The sequence below is a fragment of the Pseudomonas baetica genome (assembly GCF_051216495.1).
GTDB lineage: Bacteria > Pseudomonadota > Gammaproteobacteria > Pseudomonadales > Pseudomonadaceae > Aquipseudomonas > Aquipseudomonas baetica_B.
Genome location: NZ_JBPKAM010000200.1, coordinates 1 through 5,315, shown reverse-complemented (window position 1 = coordinate 5,315; position 5,315 = coordinate 1). Strand labels below are relative to the sequence as shown.

Annotated in this window: 4 protein-coding genes and 1 pseudogene; 1 reads left to right on the top strand and 4 read right to left on the bottom strand. The window is 61.3% G+C overall.

Going from position 1 to position 5,315, the window contains the following annotated elements; all coding sequences use genetic code 11:
- Window positions 1-215 precede the first annotated feature (215 nt).
- The 4 genes and pseudogenes from argB to coaBC all read right to left on the bottom strand — a co-directional run bounded on the left by argB (window position 216) and on the right by coaBC (window position 4,389).
- Window positions 216-1,121 carry an acetylglutamate kinase gene (gene argB / locus ACSFE6_RS30935; RefSeq protein WP_095194424.1) on the bottom strand — a complete coding sequence of 302 codons (906 nt, stop codon included), beginning with the start codon at window positions 1,119-1,121 and terminating at the stop codon, window positions 216-218.
- A 17-nt stretch (window positions 1,122-1,138) separates the two neighbouring features.
- Window positions 1,139-2,542, bottom strand: a pseudogene (locus ACSFE6_RS30930) (phosphomannomutase/phosphoglucomutase); the annotation flags it as partial.
- Window positions 2,543-2,719: 177 nt separating this feature from the next.
- Window positions 2,720-3,175: a dUTP diphosphatase gene (dut, locus tag ACSFE6_RS30925; protein ID WP_137807175.1), complete on the bottom strand. Its 456-nt coding sequence runs from the start codon at window positions 3,173-3,175 to the stop codon at window positions 2,720-2,722.
- A gap of 5 nt (window positions 3,176-3,180) precedes the next feature.
- Window positions 3,181-4,389: a bifunctional phosphopantothenoylcysteine decarboxylase/phosphopantothenate--cysteine ligase CoaBC gene (gene coaBC / locus ACSFE6_RS30920; RefSeq protein ID WP_435431170.1), complete on the bottom strand. Its 1,209-nt coding sequence runs from the start codon at window positions 4,387-4,389 to the stop codon at window positions 3,181-3,183.
- A gap of 135 nt (window positions 4,390-4,524) precedes the next feature.
- Between coaBC and radC the strand changes: the two genes are divergently transcribed.
- Entirely contained in the window at window positions 4,525-5,199 is a 675-nt protein-coding gene (gene radC, locus ACSFE6_RS30915) for a RadC family protein (protein ID WP_435431169.1), read from the top strand.
- Window positions 5,200-5,315 lie beyond the last annotated feature (116 nt).

The window sequence follows — 5,315 nt, the reverse complement described above, 5'->3', positions numbered from 1 at the left end:
AATTCCTGTCGGACGATCCGCAGCTAAAGCAACCTTTGCCGACCGTTGAAGCCTACTACCCCCAGTTCGGCGGGCAACCGAAATCCCTTTTTTGAGGGCTTTTGTGGGGAGGGAGCAAGCTCCCTCGCCACAATTGACGATACCCACAGGGGCAGCGGTCAAAAAAAGACCCCGCTCAGCCAGGCTGAGCGGGGTCTTTTCGTATGCACTATCGCTTAGTGACGCTTGCGATTGCTGATCAAGGTGCCCACGCCAGTATCGGTGAAGATCTCCAGCAGGATCGCATTCGGCACGCGACCGTCGATGATCAGCGAGCTGCCCACACCACCCTGGACCGCTTCCAGTGCGCAGCGGATCTTCGGCAGCATGCCGCCATAGATAGTGCCGTCGGCGATCAGATCGTCGACCTGCTGAGTGCTCAGGCCGGTCAGGACCTTGCCCGACTTGTCCATCAGGCCGGCGATGTTGGTCAGCAGCATCAGCTTCTCGGCTTTCAGCGCTTCGGCCACCTTGCCGGCCACCAGGTCAGCGTTGATGTTGTACGACTCGCCGTTGGCGCCAACGCCGATTGGCGCAATCACCGGGATGAAGTCGCCTTTGACCAGCAGGTTCAGCAGGTCGGTGTTGATGCCGACCACTTCGCCAACGTGACCGATGTCGATGATTTCCGGCTGCGTCATTTCTGGCGTTTGGCGGGTAACGGTCAGCTTCTTCGCACGAATCAGCTCGGCGTCTTTGCCGGTCAGACCGATGGCGCTGCCGCCGTGACGGTTGATCAGATTGACGATGTCCTTGTTGACCTGGCCGCCGAGGACCATTTCCACCACATCCATGGTGGCGGCGTCAGTGACGCGCATGCCGTCGACAAAGTGGCTCTCGATCGACAGGCGCTTGAGCAGATCTCCGATTTGCGGGCCACCGCCGTGAACCACCACCGGGTTGATGCCCACGGCTTTCATCAGCACGATGTCGCGGGCGAAGCCGGTTTTCAGCTCCTCGCTTTCCATCGCGTTGCCGCCGTATTTAATCACCAGTGTCTTGCCGACATAGCGGCGAATGTAAGGCAGCGCTTCGGACAGGACCTTGGCGGTGTTGGCGGCGGCTTCGCGTTCGAGGGTCATTCAGGGCTCCGGGTGAATCAGAACGGTAGTTGGAGATCAGGTGCAACACGCTTCAACTGGACATGGAAAACGTCTTTGATGCGCTGCAATTCAGCCTCGTCATCGGCCTCGAAGCGCAGCACCAGCACCGGTGTGGTGTTGGAGGCGCGAACCAGGCCCCAGCCTTTGGCATAGTCGACTCGCACGCCGTCAATGGTGGTCAGGTCGGCGCCTGCGCCCCACTGCGCGTCGTGCAATGCATCAATGATGCTGAATTTGCTCTCTTCGGTCACATGGATATTGATTTCCGGCGTAGAAATATCGTTCGGGAAGGTCGCGAACAGCTCTTCGGCCGACGATTTCTCCTTGCTGAGGATTTCCAGCAACCTTGCGGCGCTATAAATGCCGTCGTCGAAACCGAACCAGCGCTCCTTGAAGAAGATGTGCCCGCTCATTTCGCCGGCCAACAGGGCGCCGGATTGTTTCATTTTCTTTTTGATCAACGAATGACCGGTCTTCCACATTAGCGGACGACCACCGTATTCCTTGATCAGCGGGATCAGGCGGCGGGTGCATTTGACGTCGAAGATGATTTCCGCGTCCGGGTTGCGTGCTACCACATCCTTGGCGAACAGCATCAGCAGGCGGTCCGGGAACACGACGCTGCCGGTGTTGGTGACTACGCCGACGCGGTCGCCGTCGCCGTCGAAGGCCAGGCCGATGTCGGCGTTGGTTTCCTTGACCTTGGCGATCAGGTCGACCAGGTTTTCCAGCTTGCCCGGGTCCGGGTGGTGGTTCGGGAAATTGCCGTCGACTTCGCAGAACAGCGGGATGACTTCGCAGTTCAGGGCTTCGATCAGTTGTGGGGCAATCACACCGGCGGCTCCGTTGCCGCAATCCACCACGACCTTCAGGCGTCGAGCCAGTTTGATGTCCTGGACGATTTCGGTGGTGTAGCGGTCGAGGATCTCGACCTTGGTGATGCTGCCTTTGCCGCTGCTCAGGTCGTTGTTCTTGAGGCGGTCGTGCAGGGCCTGGATCTGCTCGTTTGCCAGGGTGTCGCCGGCGATGACGATCTTGAAGCCGTTGTAGTTCGACGGGTTGTGGCTGCCGGTCAGCATCACACCGGATTTACCGGCCAGTACGTTGGCGGCGTAGTACAGCGCGGGGGTTGGCACCAGGCCGACGTCGCTGACATGGCAGCCGCTGTCGGCCAGGCCCTGGATCAATTGCTCCACCAGTTCCGGGCCGGAAAGGCGGCCGTCACGGCCGACGGAAACATTGGGTTCATTCTGGGCCAGGCTCTGGGCACCGATGGCGCGGCCGAGCCAGTAAGCCGTTTCAGCATTCAGGAATTCCGGGACGGTGCCACGAATGTCGTAGGCGCGGAAAATGCTGTCAGGGAACTTGGGGGCGATGCGGGTTGGGGTGCTCATCTGTGGAAATGCTCCATCTCGAAAGTGGCTGGACCTGCCGGCGAATCATTCGCCGGCAGGCTCAAACTGGAAGGTATGACGGCGTTTTTCACAGAGAGTTCGTGGTGCGAAAAGGCCATGCCAGCAATGTCGACAGCTTTTTGGCCGGCCAATGAGGCTCCTACAGGGATATTGCGTTTCAGATCAGTGGCTGCCGGAGTGACCGAAGCCGCCAGTGCCGCGCTGGGTCTCGACGAACTCTTCGACCATCTCGAAATGCGCCTGCACTACCGGCACCAGCACCAGTTGCGCCAGGCGTTCGCCAACGACCATGGTGAAATCGGTCTGGCCGCGGTTCCAGCACGAGACCATCAATGGGCCCTGGTAGTCGGAATCGATCAGGCCGACCAGGTTGCCCAGCACGATGCCGTGCTTATGGCCCAGGCCAGAGCGCGGGAGGATCAGCGCCGCGAGGTTCGGGTCACCGATATAAACCGACAGCCCGGTGGGGATCAGCACGGTCTCGCCCGGTTTGATTACGATGTCTTTTTCCAGCATGGCGCGCAGGTCGAGGCCGGCGGAGCCTGGGGTGGCGTATTGCGGCAACGGGAATTCGGTACCGATGCGAGGGTCGAGGATCTTGGCTTGCAAAGCGTGCATGTAAATTAAACCTGGTTCAGTCGTTCAGCGATGAAAGTGATCAGCTGGCGAGCAATCTTGCTCTTGCTGGTCTGGGCGAAAAGTGTGGCGTGAAGGTCGCGATCGATCACGCTGCAGGCGTTTTCTTCGCTGTTGAAGCCGATGCTCGGGTTGGCAACGTCGTTGGCGACGATCAAATCGAGGTTCTTGTCTTTCAGCTTGCGGGCAGCGTAGTCGAGCAGGTGTTCGGTTTCAGCCGCGAAGCCGACACTGAATGGGCGGTCTGGGCGCGTGGCGATGCTGGCCAGGATGTCCGGGTTGCGCACCATTTGCAGCAACAAGCCGTCGCCGTTCGTAGGATCTTTCTTGAGTTTCTGTGGTGCTACGACTTCCGGGCGGTAATCCGCGACCGCTGCCGAGGCAATGAACAGGTCGCAGGGGATCGCGGCTTCACAGGCCGCGAGCATGTCGCGGGCGCTGACCACGTCGATGCGGGTAACGCGATCCGGGGTCGGCAGGTGCACCGGGCCAGTGATCAGGGTCACGCGGGCACCGGCTTCCACCGCCGCTTCGGCCAGGGCGAAGCCCATTTTCCCGGAGCTGTGGTTGGTGATGTAGCGTACCGGATCGATGTTTTCCTGAGTCGGACCCGCGGTAATCAGCACGTGTTTGCCGGTCAGTGCCTGACGCTGGAAACAGTCTGCGGCAAGCTGGGCCAGGTCAGTGGCTTCGAGCATGCGTCCCAGGCCGACATCGCCACAGGCCTGGCTGCCGGAGGCCGGGCCGAAGACTTTCAGGTCGCGGCTTTCAAGGGTTTGCAGGTTGGCTTGGGTGGCCGGGTCGCGCCACATGGCCTGGTTCATCGCCGGGGCAACGGCGACCACGGCGTCGGTGGCCAGCACCAGCGTGGTCAGCAGGTCATCGGCAATGCCTTGGGCCAGCCGGGCAATCAGGTCGGCGGTGGCGGGGGCGATCAGCACCAGATCGGCCCATTTGGCCAGTTCGATGTGGCCCATGGCTGCTTCGGCCGCCGGGTCCAGCAGGTCCAGGTGCACAGGGTGCCCGGACAGGGCCTGCATGGTCAGGGGGGTGATGAACTCGGCACCGCCACGGGTCATGACCACGCGCACTTCGGCGCCCTGGTCCATCAGGCGGCGAACCAGATCGGCGCTCTTGTAGGCGGCAATGCCGCCGCCGACGCCCAGAACAATGCGTTTCCGATACAGCCGCTGCATAGATCTGCCTTTCAATTCGTTGGTGACATACGTAGCGAAACCCCCTCCCCAGGGTGAATTCGCCCGCAAAAAAGATGGGCTACGATATCACAGCGACCGCAACGGAACAGCGGCGCCCACAGACAGGGAGGTGCTATGAGTATTCGCGATTGGCCAGCGGCGGAGCGGCCGCGGGAAAGGTTGTTACAGCTGGGGGCCTCGAGTCTTTCAGACGCCGAGTTGCTGGCGATTTTCTTACGAATTGGTGTGGCCGGTAAAAGTGCGGTGGACCTGGCGCGGCACCTGTTGGCTCAGTTCGGTAGCCTGCGTTCGCTACTCGAGGCCGATCAAGCCACGTTCAGCAGCCATTTAGGGCTTGGCCCGGCAAAATTCGCCCAGCTGCAGGCGGCGCAGGAAATGAGCCGGCGACATTTGGCTGAACGGGCGCGGCAAAAACCGACGCTGGAGAACCCAGGCGCGGTTCGTGATTACTTGAAAGCAATGTTGCGCCATGAGCCTCACGAGGTGTTCGGCTGCCTGTTTCTGGACTCAAAGCACAAGGTCCTGACCTTTGAAGCGCTGTTTCGCGGCTCCATCGACAACACCAGCGTTCATCCGCGAGAAGTGGTCAAGCGCGCGTTGGCGAACAACGCGGCGGCCTTGATCCTGTGCCACAACCATCCGTCGGGTAATACCACGCCCAGCCAGGCCGATCGGTTGCTGACCAAGCGCTTGCAAAAGGCACTGGAGCTGATTGATGTAAGGGTGCTTGACCACTTCATCATCGGTGAAGGTGATCCGCTTTCGATGGCGGAGTACGGGTGGATGTAAGGGTAAGCAAATCCCCTGTGGGGGGGGGGGGGGGGGGGGGGGGGGGGGGGGGGGGGGGGGGGGGGGGGGGGGGGGGGGGGGGTTGGGGGAGGGGGGGGGGGGGGGGGGGGAGGGGG